This window comes from Aliiroseovarius salicola, assembly GCF_027891095.1.
Taxonomy (GTDB): domain Bacteria; phylum Pseudomonadota; class Alphaproteobacteria; order Rhodobacterales; family Rhodobacteraceae; genus Aliiroseovarius; species Aliiroseovarius salicola.
Map to the genome: position 1 here is coordinate 594,528 of NZ_JAQIIO010000001.1, position 14,715 is coordinate 609,242.

At 54.8% G+C, this 14,715-nt stretch carries 15 protein-coding genes; 9 read left to right on the forward strand and 6 right to left on the reverse strand.

Annotated elements, in window-relative coordinates; genetic code table 11:
* Window positions 1-45 precede the first annotated feature (45 nt).
* The 4 genes from O2N63_RS03015 (at window position 46) to lpxK (ending at window position 4,446) form a co-directional block, all read left to right on the forward strand.
* Window positions 46-1,164: an NAD(P)-dependent oxidoreductase gene (locus tag O2N63_RS03015; protein WP_271052644.1), complete on the forward strand. Its 1,119-nt coding sequence runs from the start codon at window positions 46-48 to the stop codon at window positions 1,162-1,164.
* A 36-nt stretch (window positions 1,165-1,200) separates the two neighbouring features.
* Window positions 1,201-2,118, forward strand: coding sequence for an alpha/beta hydrolase (locus O2N63_RS03020; RefSeq protein ID WP_271052646.1), 918 nt, complete (start codon window positions 1,201-1,203; stop codon window positions 2,116-2,118).
* A gap of 80 nt (window positions 2,119-2,198) precedes the next feature.
* A complete protein-coding gene (locus O2N63_RS03025; protein WP_271052647.1) occupies window positions 2,199-3,452 on the forward strand; it encodes a 3-deoxy-D-manno-octulosonic acid transferase in 1,254 nt (417 codons plus the stop codon).
* 1 nt (window position 3,453) lies between these two features.
* Window positions 3,454-4,446 (forward strand): tetraacyldisaccharide 4'-kinase, encoded by a 993-nt coding sequence (lpxK, locus tag O2N63_RS03030; RefSeq protein WP_271052648.1) that lies wholly within the window; start codon window positions 3,454-3,456, stop codon window positions 4,444-4,446.
* 73 nt (window positions 4,447-4,519) lie between these two features.
* Here lpxK and O2N63_RS03035 read toward each other — a convergent pair whose 3' ends face one another.
* Together O2N63_RS03035 and O2N63_RS03040 are read right to left on the reverse strand one after the other, a co-directional pair.
* Complete coding sequence (locus O2N63_RS03035) at window positions 4,520-5,173, reverse strand: DsbA family protein (protein WP_271052649.1); 654 nt, start codon at window positions 5,171-5,173, stop codon at window positions 4,520-4,522.
* Between the two features lie 6 nt (window positions 5,174-5,179).
* Entirely contained in the window at window positions 5,180-5,716 is a 537-nt protein-coding gene (locus O2N63_RS03040; RefSeq protein WP_271052651.1) for a DUF721 domain-containing protein, read from the reverse strand.
* Between the two features lie 63 nt (window positions 5,717-5,779).
* On the opposite strand from O2N63_RS03040, the gene O2N63_RS03045 reads away from it, so the two are divergent.
* Window positions 5,780-6,880 (forward strand): A/G-specific adenine glycosylase, encoded by a 1,101-nt coding sequence (locus O2N63_RS03045; protein ID WP_271052653.1) that lies wholly within the window; start codon window positions 5,780-5,782, stop codon window positions 6,878-6,880.
* On the opposite strand, the gene O2N63_RS03050 is transcribed toward O2N63_RS03045, so the two are convergent.
* Window positions 6,874-7,557 (reverse strand): sugar transferase, encoded by a 684-nt coding sequence (locus O2N63_RS03050; RefSeq protein ID WP_271052655.1) that lies wholly within the window; start codon window positions 7,555-7,557, stop codon window positions 6,874-6,876. The two genes, O2N63_RS03045 and O2N63_RS03050, sit on opposite strands and share 7 nt — an antisense overlap.
* Before the next feature lie 420 nt (window positions 7,558-7,977).
* On the opposite strand from O2N63_RS03050, the gene O2N63_RS03055 reads away from it, so the two are divergent.
* Window positions 7,978-9,117, forward strand: coding sequence for an alkane 1-monooxygenase (locus O2N63_RS03055; RefSeq protein WP_271052657.1), 1,140 nt, complete (start codon window positions 7,978-7,980; stop codon window positions 9,115-9,117).
* A gap of 225 nt (window positions 9,118-9,342) precedes the next feature.
* On the opposite strand, the gene O2N63_RS03060 is transcribed toward O2N63_RS03055, so the two are convergent.
* From O2N63_RS03060 to O2N63_RS03070, 3 genes are all read right to left on the reverse strand, one after another.
* Window positions 9,343-10,443, reverse strand: coding sequence for a site-specific DNA-methyltransferase (locus O2N63_RS03060; RefSeq protein ID WP_271052658.1), 1,101 nt, complete (start codon window positions 10,441-10,443; stop codon window positions 9,343-9,345).
* A gap of 111 nt (window positions 10,444-10,554) precedes the next feature.
* Window positions 10,555-11,193 (reverse strand): ribonuclease HII, encoded by a 639-nt coding sequence (locus O2N63_RS03065; protein WP_271052823.1) that lies wholly within the window; start codon window positions 11,191-11,193, stop codon window positions 10,555-10,557.
* 165 nt (window positions 11,194-11,358) lie between these two features.
* Window positions 11,359-11,925 carry a hypothetical protein gene (locus O2N63_RS03070; RefSeq protein WP_271052659.1) on the reverse strand — a complete coding sequence of 189 codons (567 nt, stop codon included), beginning with the start codon at window positions 11,923-11,925 and terminating at the stop codon, window positions 11,359-11,361.
* A gap of 190 nt (window positions 11,926-12,115) precedes the next feature.
* On the opposite strand from O2N63_RS03070, the gene O2N63_RS03075 reads away from it, so the two are divergent.
* The 3 genes from O2N63_RS03075 to O2N63_RS03085 all read left to right on the forward strand — a co-directional run bounded on the left by O2N63_RS03075 (window position 12,116) and on the right by O2N63_RS03085 (window position 14,690).
* Entirely contained in the window at window positions 12,116-12,400 is a 285-nt protein-coding gene (locus O2N63_RS03075) for a hypothetical protein (protein ID WP_271052660.1), read from the forward strand.
* A 31-nt stretch (window positions 12,401-12,431) separates the two neighbouring features.
* Window positions 12,432-13,076, forward strand: a complete 645-nt coding sequence (locus O2N63_RS03080) for a winged helix-turn-helix domain-containing protein (protein ID WP_408629781.1) — start codon at window positions 12,432-12,434, stop codon at window positions 13,074-13,076.
* A gap of 177 nt (window positions 13,077-13,253) precedes the next feature.
* Window positions 13,254-14,690 (forward strand): mannose-1-phosphate guanylyltransferase/mannose-6-phosphate isomerase, encoded by a 1,437-nt coding sequence (locus O2N63_RS03085; protein WP_271052662.1) that lies wholly within the window; start codon window positions 13,254-13,256, stop codon window positions 14,688-14,690.
* Window positions 14,691-14,715: the final 25 nt, after the last annotated feature.

Consider the following 14,715-nt stretch of genomic DNA (forward strand, 5'->3'; position numbering starts at 1 on the left):
ATTATGGAAGCATCGTCTTTTCAAGGTCAAGTATTCTTCATTTCTATGGAATTTCTTCCAAAGTGCGGCGCAAAACGGGCCATCGAACCCGGAGAAAAGCGCATGGACCACCTGCCGATATTTCTAGATGTGAAAAACCGAACCATCCTCGTTGATGGCGGCGGCACCTGTGCCGCGCGACGTGCGGAGCGCGCATTGTCGGCAGGCGCGAAGGTCCGACTGTATGATCCGGCACCAGAAAGTGAGGTTCTGGCGTTGATCGGTCGCGGAAATTTCACCCATGTCCCACGTCGTCCAGAGGCAATCGATTTCAAAGGTGTTGTCGTCGCATACGGTGCATCTGAAGACCCGGTGCGTGATACGCGACTGCACAAATGGGCCAAAGCCGCCGGAGCACTGGTCAATGTGGCTGATGTCAAACCGCTATGTGATTTCATCACCCCATCAGTGGTCGAGCGCGATGCAATCACCGTGGCAATATCTACGGGTGGCACTGCGCCCGTGATCGGACGGATCCTGCGGGCGCGGATCGAGGCGATGCTGTCGCCGGGGTATGGCAAACTGGCCCGTTTCCTTTCAGGTTTTCGCACAGCCATTGAAACGCATATTCCGTCCGGCCGGGCGCGTCGACGGTTCTGGGAAAATATGATTGACGGCCCTGTCGCTGACAGCTTTCTCGCGGGGGACAGCAAGACGGCTGAACAGCTGATCCATTCTGGTCTTGGGGCCGAGGGTAGCGCGGCAGGTGGCGTAACTATCATTGGCGTTGGATCGGGAGAGGCCGACCTGATCAGTTTCCGAGCGCTGAATGCGATGCAGCGTGCGGATATGATTCTGCATAACCTTTCGGCGTCGGATGAATTGCTGGCGCTGACGCGCCGTGATGCAGAGCGTGTATTTGTGGGATCGAATCCAGACAAAATAGCGTTGAACGGTGCTCGGGGTGGGCGTCGGGTAATCTGGTTGGTCGACGGTGCGGGCCAGGGGGATCAGCGGGTCGAAAATGCCCAAGAGCAACTGTGCCGGGCAGGGGTTTCTGTTCAGATTATTCCAGGCATCCAGACACACGACCAAATGCAAGGCGCCGGAGGTAACGTCGTGACGCTGCGGCCCGCAAGCGGCCCAACCCATTCCCTAAGTTTGTCCCCGAAAAGCGCAGTTTGACTTGCCAACAAATAGGCCGGGGCATAGCGTCGCCACATGGATTACGATACGCTGATTGACGCCGAAACCTGGGCCTTCATTCGCAAGACTGAGGACTATTATCCTCCCAACGCGATTGGGATGAGCATTGCCGATCAACGTGCGATTTACGACAAGATGTGCCGCGCCTTTTTTGAAGGGTATCCCGAAGGAGTAAGTGCGCGGGATGAAACGGCGGACGGCGTCCCGATCCGTATTTATGAAAGCGGTACACCTGACGGAACGGTCATCTATATCCATGGTGGTGGATTTGTCGTCGGTGGGCTGGACAGCCATGATGATGTCTGTGCCGAGATTTGTGATCGCACTGGATTACGTGTGGTCTCGGTTGATTATCGCCTTTGCCCCGAACATGCGCACCCGGCATCATTTGATGATCCTTGGAGAGTTGCGCAATATGTGGCTCTAACCTGGCCCGGAGTGACGCTTTTGGTGGGAGATAGTGCCGGAGGGAACCTTTGTGCCGCAGTGGCCCACCGGGCTCGTGGCGAGCTGGTGTTCGCTGGGCAGGTTTTGATCTATCCGGGGCTGGGCGGTGATATGACCAAGGGTTCGTATCTGGCCCACGCACATGCGCCAATGCTCACATTGGACGACGTCAAGTTTTACTCAGAGCTTCGCTTTGGCATGCCGCACCCCCCATTAGATCCGTTGGCAGCACCGCTCGCTGATACAAATTTCGCCAATCTTCCGCCTACGGTGATCTTCTCGGCGCAATGTGACCCTCTTAGTGATGATGGGCGCGACTATCGCGATCGCATTCTAAAAGCAGGCGGGCAGGCCTATTGGCATGAGGAGCCGGGTTTGGTTCATGGCTATCTTCGCGCGCGCAGCACTGTGGGGCGGGCACAGGCCAGTTTTGAGCGCATCCTCAGTGCAATTTCCGCATTGGCCAAAGGAATTTGGCCCTTCTGACCTTTCCCCTGCGCGTACTGTCGCCTAAATTGGCAGCAAGATCCCGAGAGGTCAGGGCAAAAAGAGCAGAAGGTCACGGTATGTTGCCACCCGGCGTATATGTGCACCAGCTGGTGCATCGGTTGAAAGCCCGCAAGGCGCATCTGCGCCCTGAACCGCAAAAATCGCCGCGTCCGGAAGGTGGTCCCTTGATTTGGTGCCATGTGGGCACGCTTGGGGATCTTCATGCTTTGGAAGATTTCATACGCCAACTGATCCGCACCCGGGATGATTTGTGTTTTCTGATCACCCGACCAGATGATTGCTCTGCCAGTCCGCCCGCAGAAGACCTGAAAGACTTCGTCCTTCCCACACCGCTTCCTCGTGACAATACCAAATCCGTAGTGGAATTTCTTGATCACTGGCGCCCGGATTTGTTGTTGTGGATGGAACAAAAATTTGAAGTCACGCTTTTGGCTGAAACGCATCGACGAGCAATTCCGGCAATCTGGATCAATGCCCGTTCACCACTTCTGGGGCAGCCCCCGCTGACATGGTTGCGCAGCACTGCACGCGCCCTTGCGTCGGGATTTGACACTCTTCTGGCTGAAAACGAGACTTGTGCAGCCGCCTTGTCACGCCTTGGTGTGCCGTCGGGCAAGCTGAAAGTGGCGGGTGTGTTGCAAAAGCAGACGCAGCCGCCAAGTTGCAATATGGCGGAACGCGATGATGTGGCCAATATCTTGGCGGGCCGTCCAGTCTGGCTGGCGCTGGGAGTGTCATCTGAAGAAGATTTGCAGGTGGTGTCAGCCCATCGACACGTGATGCGAAAGTCGCACCGTCTGCTTTTGGTGCTGGTCCCGGATGAGTGTGAGCGGGCCCCTGATCTCGCCAAGGCGCTCGAGCGGGACGGCTGGGTGGTTGGATTGCGCTCTGAAGGCGCAGATCCCACTGCGGATATACATATCTATATCGCCGATCTGCCGCAGGAAGAGGGGTTGTGGATGCATCTTTCCCCAATCACTTTGATCGGGCATACGATGTCAGGCGGGATGTGCATGTCGCCCAATATTGCTGCATCTCTCGGGTCGGTGGTTCTATATGGGTCCAGGCTTGATCAACACGCTGCGGCGTTTGCGCGTCTTGATGCTGCGGGCGCTGCCGTTCAGGTCAAGGATGAGGCTGCGCTTGCAGCCAAGATCGAATATCTGTTGCAGCCGGAACACGCGGCTGAAATCGCCATGGCGGCCTGGGAAATTACCACCAGCGGTGCTGAGCTGTCATCATTGGTGGAAGATCTGGTTCTGACCGCATTGGATGACCAAAAAGATGCGCAGACGGAGCAAAAGGGTTGAAATGAAAACACCTTCTTTCTGGTTCACGTCACCTGATCGCCGGAACTGGCGTTCCTATTTGCTCGCACCTCTTGGCTGGCTTTATGGGCGCGCCACCGCGCGACGCGTCGCGAAATCAGGGTTTCGTTCAGAAGTGCCGGTGATTTGCATTGGGAATATCAATGCGGGTGGTACAGGAAAAACGCCGACCACAATTGCCCTGGCTCAATATCTCGCCTCTCGCGGCAATGAGGTTCATGTTGTGTCTCGGGGCTATAGCGGTGCTCTTGAGGGGCCAATACAGGTCGAAGAACGCACACATTCCGCTGAGGATGTTGGGGATGAGCCATTGCTCCTGGCCGCTTTTGTCCCGACTTGGATCGCGAAGAACCGTGTTGATGGCGTGAAGGCCGCTGGCGCTGCTGGGGCGGATGTGATCCTGATGGATGATGGGTTTCAGAACCCAGCCGTTGAGAAAGACCTTTCGATTGTCGTGGTGGATGCGGTGAAAGGATTTGGCAATGCCCGATGCATCCCCGCAGGCCCTCTGCGTGAGCCGGTTTCTGAGGGATTGAAGCGAGCAGACCTGCTGCTTTCAATTGGGCCGGACGGGGCGCAGAAACGATTTGTTTCGACCTGGGGGCAGGTCATCACCGTGCCACACATGACTGCGCGGCTGGAGCCCCTGAAGATGGGTATGGATTTTGCCGATATGAATGTTCTGGCCTTTGCGGGCATTGGCCATCCGGACAAGTTTTTTGCCACTCTCAGGGGGATGGGTGCCAATCTGTTACGCGCAGAGGCTTTGGCAGATCACCAACCTCTGACCGAGGCATTGATGAAGCGGCTGGAAATCGAAGCGGCCGCGCTGGGCGCCCAGCTTGTGACTACGGAAAAGGATGCAGTGCGCTTGCCGCAGTCGTTTCGCAGCAAAGTGCTGACAGTGCCCGTGCGGCTCGAGCTTGAGAACTGGACACCACTAGAGGTCGCATTCACCGATCTTGGGCTGAAATAGGAACTGTTTTCCACGGATCAGAGACAAAAAAAGCGCACCCTGCCGAGTGCGCTTTTTGAGGTGATCAAAAGCCTTATTCGCCCAGCTTGCTGTCAATTGCCGCTGAAAAATCGTCATAGGACATGTTTGAGTATTTCTCACCGCCGATCATGAAGGTGGGCGTTGACCGGATTTCGTCTGCCGTGGCGTTTTGCTGATAGGCAGCAACAAGGCTCTGGGCAAAGGTCTCATCAGTCATACAGGTGTCCATTTCCTCATTGCTCATCCCGGCGGTGCGGCCGATCTTGCGCAGATTTTCGAGGATGAGTGTAGGGTCGCCTTCGCCAACCCATTCTTTCTGACCGGTATAGATCAAGTCGTTGATGCCAAAGTAGCGGGCGTCGCCACCACAGCGCGCGATCATGCCGGCCCAAAGGCCATACCGGTCAAAATAAACTTCGCGGTGAATGAATTTCACCTTGCCGGTATCGATGTAATCTTTCTTCAGCTGCTTAAAGCTGTCCCGATGCCAATTGGCACAATGCGGACAAGTGTAAGACGCGTATTCGATCACAGTGACCGGGGCGTTCTCGTCACCCAGCACCATGTCCTTCGCGGGCACAACGTCCGCATCTTGCGCCACGGCCATCGAAACGCCTGGCAGAGAAGTTTGGGTTTGGGTCATGACATAAGCCCCGCCCGCAATGGCGATAGCGGCAGCAGCGATCATGGGAATAAAACGGTTCATTAGGTCTCAGCCTCTTGGTTTTTGTTTTGTATATATATTCTGCCCCAGGGCTTCCAGCGCCTGACGCAAATTGTCATCACCAATATCCGCCGTGGTCCTTCTGGCGCGTTCGACAAATTTTGGATCGGGTTTGGGGTCCGCCTGCGGTGCCGGAGTGAATTGCGCTTGGCCTTCGGCAAATCCCGTTGGGGCGGTCTGAGTGATGCGGATGCGGGAAATTGCGTTATAGCCGTAACAACTGTTCACCCGATCGCGCAGTTTTTCCTTTTGCATCTCAAGCATTGGCGCCTGTGCACCGGTTGTCAGAACCGTGAGAGTCGCCCCCATTCCGCCGCGCCCATAAGACACGTCAACGGGCCGGGCGATTGTTGAAATTTCTTGCCCGACGATCTCGGCCCAATGGGTCAGCACCCGCGTCACTGCAAATCCGCGCTTTTCGCCCGCTTGGCGAATGCGCTTTGTCAGCAGGCTCGAAGTGCTTTCGAACCCACGCTTGCGGCGTTGATTTGTGACAGGTTTGGCCACGGCTGGTAACTTCCTCATTTGCCCGTATTCTAGGCGCTTGAACGGGCAATGCCAGAGGAAAGAAAACAAGGGGAGTCACAGATGTGTGACAAGGTGAACGACGGGCTGAAATCCGCCGATCTTCTGGCTTGGTATGATGATCATGCCCGCAGCTTGCCATGGCGGGTCTCTCCGGCAGACCGCAAGGCAGGTGTTGCGCCTGATCCTTACGCGGTTTGGCTGTCCGAGATTATGTTGCAGCAGACAACCGTAGCTGCGGTCAAAAACTATTTCATCCGCTTCATGACCCTTTGGCCGACATTTGAAGATCTGGCCAATGCCGAGGACGAGCGTGTGATGGGAGAATGGGCCGGTCTGGGCTATTATGCGCGTGCCCGAAATCTATTGAAATGTGCCCGGACCCTGCGTGATCAGGGTGGGTTTCCAAAGGATCGGGCAGGGTTAGAGACCCTTCCCGGAATCGGACCTTACACATCAGCCGCGATTGCTGCGATTGCATTTGATCACCCGGAAACAGTGGTGGACGGTAATGTCGAGAGGGTGATGGCGAGGGTGTTTGAAATCACAGCGCCATTGCCTGATGCAAAACCCGAAATGAAAAAGGCCGCCGCGTCGCTGACTCCCAAAATGCGCCCCGGTGATTATGCCCAAGCCGTGATGGATCTTGGTGCAACGATCTGCACACCAAAGTCTCCGGCCTGCGGCATATGCCCGTGGCGTGCCCCCTGCAAATCCCGTCTGTCTGGCTTGGCGCCAACCCTTCCCCGGAAACGCAAGAAAGCGGCCAAACCTGTGCGATACGGGATCGCTTATCTGGCCCGGCGTGACGATGGCGCATGGCTGTTGGAGCGTCGACCAGACAAGGGCCTTCTGGGCGGAATGCTAGGCTGGCCAGGTGCCGAATGGGGAGAGCTGGCCCAAGAAGCGCCTCCGATTTTGGCAAATTGGCGTGATCCCGGGGCTGAAGTCCGTCATACTTTCACGCATTTTCACCTGCTCCTATCCCTGCGTGTGGCGGATGTTCCGATGGATGCTCAACCGGTTCAGGGCAGCTTTCAGGTTCTTCGAAAGTCCGACTTGCCGACCGTCATGCGTAAGGCGTTTGATCTGGTCGTCGAGCAGGGTGCTCTGAAACAAGCGGAAGGGGTGCCATCCGAAGACAATGTTGTGGCGCATCAATAGCCGGTGCGTTTCACCATCACGAGAAATGTCTTCAGTGTGATCAGAAGATCCGTCTTCAGGCTCAGTTGATCCACATATTGTGCATCCAAAGCGACGCGGCGGTCATAGCCGGTGTCGTTGCGGCCACTCACCTGCCACAATCCGCTGATGCCAGGCCGTACCGAAAGAACATGTTGAAGATTGGCTCCATAACGCTCCAGCTCGGCTTCGGTTACAGGGCGTGGACCAATGAAACTCATTTCTCCCAAGAGGACATTGAAGATCTGCGGCAACTCATCAAGGCTGGTCGTGCGCAGGAACTGGCCCAGAGTGGTGATCCGCGGGTCGTTTGTCAGCTTGTGATTGTCGCGCCATTCCTGCGCCGCAACCGGATCAGAAGCGCAAAGCCTTTCGAGCAGGTCGTCGGCGTTTACAACCATTGTGCGCAACTTCCAGCAGCGAAACCTTACACCGTTCCGCCCAATCCTCTCCTGCCAATATAAGCCGGGCCCTCCGTCGCGGCGGATCGCCAAGATCAAAAGGGTTAGAACGGACAGGACAACGGGAAGCATCAGCACGACCAAGGTCAGGTCAAACAGACGTTTTCCGAGGTTTCGATACGGTTGAAAGGGTGCGGGGGTGTTCGAAGATTTGACAGCGTCTCTACTATTGATTGTGCTGTAACCATAATCTTTCATGAAGTCTCGTCCTCACGCGTTATCAGAAATCGAACCCCAGCTCCGATGAAACGTGTATCCTGAATAGAAAAAAACTAGCCGATTTTCCACAAAAAATTATAATAAATTGTATTTAACTAAATTAATAATCGTTAAAGGGGAATTTTCTTGCGTTTAAAATGCTTCCAACAAATAATTCAACCAATTGATTAATATCAGTTCTTTTTCATAACCGCACAATTTTTGTAAAAGAACAGTTACATAAGGCTGTATCTCGACCGCGTTGCTGACTGATTGACAGATCTCATAACGCTTTGAATGTCGGTTGCGGGTGAAACGCATCAATTATCCACACGTTAAGCGGGATTGGGCTGGTTAAAGCCAGATCTTGAGTAGCCGGCCAAATACGCGTAAGCCATGACTATCGGAAAGGAGCATGTCATGGTCCCCGCTCAGAATGTCGCCAGTTTCCGCCGCGCCGCGCCGTTCGGCATTTCGGTCATCCTACCTCTGTTGGTTTTGGTCGCGGCCATGAAAGGGGGATGGTTTTTGCTGCTCCCCCCGCTCGGCACATGGTGGCTTTATACCGGGCTGGATGCCGTTCTTGGTCGCAACTCTGAAAATCCTGATCCTGAAGCACCCGAAGACCAGCTTTTCTGGTATCGGCTGATTACAATGATTTGGGTCCCCATCCAGTTTGCGATGATTTTCGGAATTCTCAGTTTCGTGGTGGGCGCAGACCATTTGTCAACGGGCGAGAAGTTTGGTGTGTTCTTTGGTGTAGGGATTCTTTCGGGGGCAATCGGCATTGTCTACAGCCACGAGATGATGCATCAGACCAACCGGTTTGAGCGCTGGTTGGCCGACCTTCTTTTGGCCATGGTGCTTTACAGCCATTTCCGCACGGAACATCTGCTTGTGCATCACCCTCATGTCGGCACCACGAGGGACGCGGTGACGGCTCGATACAATGAAGGCTTTCACAGGTTCTTTTTCAGAGTGCTCCGGGAAAGCCCGGTTTCTGCATGGAAAGCTGAGAAATCGATGCTGGCGCGCCGTGGTCTGTCTGTTTGGGACGGAAAAAACCCGTTCTGGCGCTATTGGGTGTTGCAGCTGATGGCAATGATCCTCGCGGTGATAATTGGCGGCTGGATGGGACTTGCGCTTTTTGCTTTCCAAGCAATTGTGGCGATCTGGCAGTTGGAAATCACCAATTATGTCGAGCACTACGGCCTAACCCGTCGCCATCTTGGTGAGGGAAAATACGAACCCGTCAAACCACACCATTCCTGGAATGCGGATCACCAAGCAACCAACTGGCTGTTCATCAACCTGCAGCGCCATTCAGACCACCACTACAAACCCGCACGTCGCTTTCCCCTATTGCAAACCTATCCCGATGACGTGGCTCCGCAACTGCCATTTGGATATGTGATCATGGGGTTCATGGCGATGGTTCCGCCTTTGTGGCGTCGCCGCATGAATCCGCGCGTCCGGGCGTGGCGCAAACGATATTACCCGGATATCGAAGACTGGGGGCCATATAGGAACGGCACCTTGCCGCCACCTGCCATTCGGTGATTGAGAAATCAGAAGGTCTTTTTTCTTGCCTGAAATACCTCGGGGTGGGCCTCAAAGAGGCGAGGGGCAGAGCCCCTTCTCCGATAAAAAAAGCCCCGCTCGTGAAAGAGCGGGGCAAGTTGAGTGTGCCGTGGATTTTGCCACAGGCACGGCGGTACATCGTTGTCCGGGCGCGCGAGATGCACGCCCGAATTCATTCTTGTTGTTTGGGTATTGGGTGCGGTGTCAGACCATCTCGGCGCGCACTTGTTGGCGCAACACGTCGATCGAGGTCTTCTTGCCATCTTGTTTAAAGTGCCAATAGGTCCAGCCATTGCAGCTGGGCGCACTTTCCAGCGCGGCCCCAACCTGGTGGATTGACCCACGTGCGTCACCAGAAATCAGCGTGCCATCGGCACGCACCTTGGCGGTTTTGCCACGCGGGCTGATCAGAACCTCGCCGGGGCGCAGCATGCCGCGCTCGACCAGCTGGCCAAAGGGAACACGCGGCTCGGCGCGTTTTGATTGGGTTGTCTGCAGCGCTTCTTTGTCGAACTTACGGACCTTGGCAATGCGTTTCTTGGCCACCTTGCGATAGGCGTCTTCGCGTTCGATGCCAATGAAGTCACGACCGAGCATCTTGGCCACAGCGCCGGTGGTGCCGGTGCCAAAGAACGGATCAAGGATTACGTCGCCGGGATTTGTCGAACCCACCAGCACGCGATGCAACAGGCTTTCCGGTTTCTGGGTCGGATGGGCTTTGTCACCGTTCTCATCTTTCAGTCGTTCATGCCCGGTGCAGATCGGCAGCACCCAGTCCGAACGCATCTGAATGCCTTCGTTCAGCGCTTTCAGGGCCTCGTAGTTGAAGGTGTACTTCGCACCTTCCGATTTCGACGCCCAGATCATTGTCTCATGAGCGTTGGTGAAGCGCTTACCGCGGAAATTCGGCATCGGGTTTGACTTGCGCCACACCACGTCATTCAGGATCCAATAGCCCTGATTTTGTAGCTCTGCCCCCATGCGGAACACGTTGTGATAAGAGCCGATCACCCAGATCGCCCCATCGGGTTTCAGGATCCGGCGCGCGGCTTTCAGCCAGGCGCGGGTAAATTGGTCATAGGCTTTGAAACTATCGAACTGGTCCCAATGATCGTCAACCGCATCCACCTTGGAATTGTCCGGGCGATGAAGCTCGCCTTTCAATTGCAGATTATAGGGGGGATCGGCGAAGATCAGGTCAACAGAGTTCTCCGGAAGACTGTTCATCACTTCGATGCAGTCACCCGCCAATATCTCGTTCAGTGGCAGCTCGAGAGCCGCCTTTGCTTTGGTTTTAGTCGTCATTTCTGCCTCATGTACCGGCGCTATTGCGCTCTTTAGACGGCGCATTTTTGCGCTCATTCATTGTGGATAAAGATGACGGCTTGTGGATTCTTGGTCAAATTCTTTTTTGAATCAGCCAGTTACATTTTTCTGTTGATACAAGATATTGTGGATAGGTTTGAATGAACGCCTATGATGTGGGGTCACGCCAAGATTTTCGAGCGCTTGCTTGTGGCTTTTCGACGGGTATCCGGCGTTTGACTCCCACCCGTAGCCGGGAAACTGTTGCGCCAAATCCACCATCAACCGATCCCGTGTGGTTTTCGCCATGATCGAAGCGGCGGCAATCGAGACCGATTTGGCGTCCCCTTTGATGATGGTTTCATTCGATAGGGTGATACCACGCGGCACCATATTGCCGTCGATAAGCAGATGATCCGGTGAAGTGAACAGTCCGGCCACCGCGCGTTCCATTGCCAGATGGCTGGCACGCAGGATGTTCAACTCGTCGATTTCTTCCACGCTTGCATGGGCAATCGATACTTCGGCAAGTTCCAAAATCTCATCGAACAGTGCCTCGCGCCGTTTCGCGCTCAGTTTCTTGCTGTCATTCAGCCCTTCAGGGATTCGCGTAGGATCAAGCACAACTGCGGCGGCGGTTACCGGTCCGGCAAGCGGTCCACGCCCGACCTCGTCAACACCAGCGATACAGGACAGACCGCGCGCTCTGGCAGCCTCTTCAAATGAATAGTCAGGAACAGTTTTGGTCATAGATCCGGATTGAACGATCCAAAGGCCGTTCGCAAGAAAAAAGGCAGAGGTCGAAACCTCTGCCAGTTGGACATGACCGGAAAGGAAGGTCATGCAGATGTGGCGGAACGGATGGGGTTTGCCACATCTTTCTCACACAAGCTTGGGGACACAAGCCAAGCGAGATCAGTGACGCTTGCGATATCCTTCTTCGCGCAGGCAGGCTGGTTGGTAGACCTTGCGCAGCACCCAAACGCCTTCTTTGTTTTTGGCGACAATTTTTGTGCGGCAAGCCCTCGGCAAAGACCGGGCGTATTCATATCGGTTCTGCAAGCAGCGCGTGCCCCAATAGCGTTCTTTCCCGAATTGCGTCTTGAATTTGCGCAGGCACTTCCCGGGCAGACGATATTTAGCGCGCTCGCGCTTGCGCTCAATGATGTGTTCCCGGCGTTCTTCATCGCGATAGACGTGCTCGTCGGGCATCTCATGTTCGTCAAACAGGTTTGGTTCGTCGGGAAGTTCTTGTTGGTAGTGTTGCTGTTCCTCTTGCTCATCATTGTCATTTGAGTTCGAGATAACCGAGCCAACAATGGCCAAGCCAAGCAATGTGGCGATTAATGCGCTGATGTCACTATTCTGTTCGCGTTCGTATGGATAGTTGGGCTCTGCAAAAGCCGGGTTCAGGCTGAGGGATGCGACAAGACAGGGCATCATTAAGGTGCGAGTCAGGGACGGGAGGGTCAGGCGAGGCATGTGGTTCTCCATATCAGCTTGAGGTTTGATCACTGGATTCCAGGCGGTGCCTGGTAGGTGTGATCGGGTTGAACCCACAATGCGGTAAGAGCAATGAGACAAGCCATATCGGCAGCTGGTTATCGGATAACAGGCTTATTGATCATGGTTTGTTATTGAATATCCCACCCCCTCGGACCATGGTTTCAACATGAAACAGATACTTCTCTCCCTCGCCTTCACAGCCATTGCGCTTCCGGCTCAGGCGGCCTGCTATGCCGATTACAAGGCCAAGCGGGACGACCCGCTGAAACTGCATTATGGTGTCATGGAATTGCCTGATACGGCCTGTTCCAACAAATCAGCAGCCCGGAAACAGGTAACAGACCGCCTATCCTCACAAGGTTGGGTGTTGTTGAATGTATTGTCCGTGTTTGATGCGGATGGGCTCGAGAAAAGGAAAGAAAGTGCCGGACAATATTTCCTTCGCTTCTGAGGCGCGCAAAGGCGCGTCGCGTGTGATTGTCATGGGGGTGGGGGCGATTGTTGCCATCCTTCTTGTGGCGGCAGTGTTCCTGTTTCTGAGCCTGCCGGACGCCAATGCGTTCAATGCTCGGGTTGAGCGAATCTTTATTGAAAATGACACCCTGACGTCGGGGGCTGAGATCAAGCTTCTTGAAATCCTCGCCCAGTCCGGGACCGCGTTTTCTGATACTCTGACAAGTTATCGCATGGTGATTTTTGTGCTGTTGGTCTTTGCCTCGGCCATGCTGATTGCTGCTTTGGTGTTTCTGATCACGATCGTCAGCCTTAACCGCCGCATGGGTGAGATTGAGCGCGCGGGTATTCAGGTCAATTCCCTTCTGATCAGCCGTGAAGAGCGCACGGTGTACTTGAACAATATGGAGTTGAGCCTGACCGAGGCCGCCATTGAAACCCTCTCAGCGCTTGCCGAAGCACGAATGGATGATGAGGTTCTGTCTGGATCAGAGCTGGAAGGGCTGATTTCTGGGCGCGACGCCTCGGATTGTGAAGAAGCCGCCGGCGCCACCCGCATTAAGCGGCTGCGCGATGCCATGGGCAACCAGATGATGAGCGAGTTGTTGGTCAAGACCATTGCGCGACGTGGCTACATGCTGTCCATCGACAAGGACGTCATTCGCATGATCTGAGTAGAGGGATGTTCCCCAGCAAACGCCAGGGAGCAGGAAGTGTCGAGACCCTATAAGGTGAATTGTGAGATAATAATTCTTGCATAAATTGTATATCATCCTCTAACTTGGATCAGGAACAGAGAGATCTCCGCCTCTAATGTCTCGGTCTCTCGATGCGGTGACGAGGAGTGTTTGATGCGGATTGTCCCGGTCTTGTTATGTGGTGGCTCCGGCACTAGGCTTTGGCCTTTGTCCCGCAAGTCCTATCCCAAACAGTTTTCCCGCCTTATGGGCGAAAAGTCATTGTTGCAGATGTCGGTTGAGCGCCTGACAGGGCCGCAGTTTGCGCCGCCGGTTGTGCTGACCAACACGGACTTCCGTTTTATCATAACCGAGCAAATGGCGGAAATCGGGGTCGAGCCAGGCGCAATCCTGATTGAACCCGATGGCCGCAACACCGCACCTGCTGTTCTGGCTGCTGCCTTGTGGTTGAAGGATAAGGATCCCGAGGCTTTGATGCTCGTCGCACCATCCGATCACGTCATCCCTGATGCCGAGTCGTTCCGGGCTGCGGTGGATATCGGTGTGATGGCAGCCTGTGAAGGAAAACTGGTGACATTTGGCATCAAACCCGGCCATGCAGAAACCGGCTATGGCTATCTTGAACTGCCCTGCTGTCTTGGTGACGGGGCAGAGGTGTTCGACCTCAAAGCATTTGTTGAAAAGCCGAATGCCGAACAAGCCGAGCAGATGCTCGCCTCAGGACGTTACCTGTGGAATGCCGGGATCTTTCTGTTCTCGGCGTCCACAATTCTGGATGCATATCGCGTTCATGCACCTCATTTGATTGATGCGGTTGAGCGGTCTGTTCATGCTGCGGAGCCTGATCTTGGTTTCCTGCGATTAGATCCCGAGGCTTGGTCAGAGGTCGAAGACATCTCAATCGACTATGCGGTGATGGAGCATGCCGGCAACCTTGCCGTGGTTCCTTATACCTCAGGTTGGTCTGACCTCGGAGGATGGGATGCTGTGCTGCGCGAAGGGGATGGGGGTGACAAGAATGTGGTCACCCATGGCAACGCACACGCAGTGGATTGCACTGCCAGCCTGCTGCGATCGGAAGATGACGGTGTTGAACTGGTCGGCATTGGTCTGGATCATATCGTTGCAGTCGCCATGCCCGACGCGGTGCTTGTGGCTGACACAAGGCGTGGTCAGGATGTGAAAGAGGCCGTCACGCTTCTGAAAAGCAAAGGCGCACATCAGGCAGAGCAATTTCCCCTGGATCATCGTCCCTGGGGTCACTTCCAAAGCCTTGCGACCGGCGACCGGTTTCAGGTCAAACGGATCGTCGTGAAACCCGGCGCTTCGCTCAGTCTTCAATCCCACCATCATCGGGCGGAACACTGGATTGTTGTGCAGGGCACAGCAAAGGTGACGATTGAAGGTCAGGTGCAACTGGTGACCGAAAACCAGTCGGTTTATATCCCGCTTGGCGCCAAACATCGCATGGAAAACCCTGGAAAAGTTCCGATGACTTTAATCGAAGTGCAAACAGGGGCCTATCTGGGCGAGGATGATATTCTGCGGTATGACGATGTTTATGCACGCGGTCAGGGTGCCAAAGGCTGATCCCACGATAAAAGGAAAATCATGA

Coding starts and splice junctions, on each gene's coding strand:
- O2N63_RS03015 (WP_271052644.1), top strand. CDS start 46: ATGGAATTTCTTCCAAAGTGCGGCGCAAAACGGGCCATCGAACCCGGA.
- O2N63_RS03020 (WP_271052646.1), top strand. CDS start 1,201: ATGGATTACGATACGCTGATTGACGCCGAAACCTGGGCCTTCATTCGC.
- O2N63_RS03025 (WP_271052647.1), top strand. CDS start 2,199: ATGTTGCCACCCGGCGTATATGTGCACCAGCTGGTGCATCGGTTGAAA.
- lpxK (WP_271052648.1), top strand. CDS start 3,454: ATGAAAACACCTTCTTTCTGGTTCACGTCACCTGATCGCCGGAACTGG.
- O2N63_RS03035 (WP_271052649.1), bottom strand. CDS start 5,173: ATGAACCGTTTTATTCCCATGATCGCTGCTGCCGCTATCGCCATTGCG.
- O2N63_RS03040 (WP_271052651.1), bottom strand. CDS start 5,716: ATGAGGAAGTTACCAGCCGTGGCCAAACCTGTCACAAATCAACGCCGC.
- O2N63_RS03045 (WP_271052653.1), top strand. CDS start 5,780: ATGTGTGACAAGGTGAACGACGGGCTGAAATCCGCCGATCTTCTGGCT.
- O2N63_RS03050 (WP_271052655.1), bottom strand. CDS start 7,557: ATGAAAGATTATGGTTACAGCACAATCAATAGTAGAGACGCTGTCAAA.
- O2N63_RS03055 (WP_271052657.1), top strand. CDS start 7,978: ATGGTCCCCGCTCAGAATGTCGCCAGTTTCCGCCGCGCCGCGCCGTTC.
- O2N63_RS03060 (WP_271052658.1), bottom strand. CDS start 10,443: ATGACGACTAAAACCAAAGCAAAGGCGGCTCTCGAGCTGCCACTGAAC.
- O2N63_RS03065 (WP_271052823.1), bottom strand. CDS start 11,193: ATGACCAAAACTGTTCCTGACTATTCATTTGAAGAGGCTGCCAGAGCG.
- O2N63_RS03070 (WP_271052659.1), bottom strand. CDS start 11,925: ATGCCTCGCCTGACCCTCCCGTCCCTGACTCGCACCTTAATGATGCCC.
- O2N63_RS03075 (WP_271052660.1), top strand. CDS start 12,116: ATGAAACAGATACTTCTCTCCCTCGCCTTCACAGCCATTGCGCTTCCG.
- O2N63_RS03080 (WP_408629781.1), top strand. CDS start 12,432: ATGGGGGTGGGGGCGATTGTTGCCATCCTTCTTGTGGCGGCAGTGTTC.
- O2N63_RS03085 (WP_271052662.1), top strand. CDS start 13,254: ATGCGGATTGTCCCGGTCTTGTTATGTGGTGGCTCCGGCACTAGGCTT.